Source organism: Bartonella sp. DB5-6, from assembly GCF_000278115.1.
Lineage (GTDB): Bacteria > Pseudomonadota > Alphaproteobacteria > Rhizobiales > Rhizobiaceae > Bartonella > Bartonella refiksaydamii.
Genome location: NZ_JH725114.1, coordinates 329,107 through 329,680, shown reverse-complemented (window position 1 = coordinate 329,680; position 574 = coordinate 329,107). Strand labels below are relative to the sequence as shown.

At 40.4% G+C, this 574-nt stretch carries 1 protein-coding gene and 1 pseudogene; both read left to right on the top strand.

Features of this window, described 5'->3' with window-relative positions; genetic code table 11:
- Window positions 1-198, top strand: a pseudogene (locus MCO_RS10975) (hypothetical protein); the annotation flags it as partial.
- Window positions 195-574: hypothetical protein (locus MCO_RS01390; protein WP_007552131.1), on the top strand; the 380-nt coding region annotated here is incomplete at its 3' end. The pseudogene MCO_RS10975 and the gene MCO_RS01390, both read left to right, overlap by 4 nt.

Here is a 574-nt window from a genome sequence, read left to right as displayed (position 1 = left end):
CCCTATGTATTATTTCCACCAGCAATTCCAATGAGAGAGGTAGGGGGAGCACTATTGGGCTCTTACCCTAGTACCCATAATTGCTATGGTAATGCGAGTCCTGATTGTAGGAATAATTATGGAACACCTCATACTATAGCAATTTATTCACCTTATGCAATTTTAGATTATTTAGGTTATTTATGGAGGAAAAAATGAACACACTGTTTAAACTATTAAGTGCAATGATTTTGTTAAGTATACTTGCTGGATGTGAGGGGTTTTTCGCGCCTCCTCCAGGATACATATACATGTGGGAGAAGTCTGGTGCAGATAAGCTTGAGGTAAAAAAAGCATTGTTAGAATGTGGAATGCCAACACCTTATGATGTCGATCCAGAAAATAAAGAGGTAAGCAATAATGGTTGGGCAACAATTCATGCTTGTATGGTTCAAGCAGGGTTTCGCTATAAAGATAAAGCAGTGTCGAGGGCGGGGGGATGGTGTTATACTTTTAAAGAGGAAAACCTACCCATATGTCAGCCTGGCGCTGTCATTCCACAACGAAGTGTCAAGAAGCGCTTAAATAGCCCGTT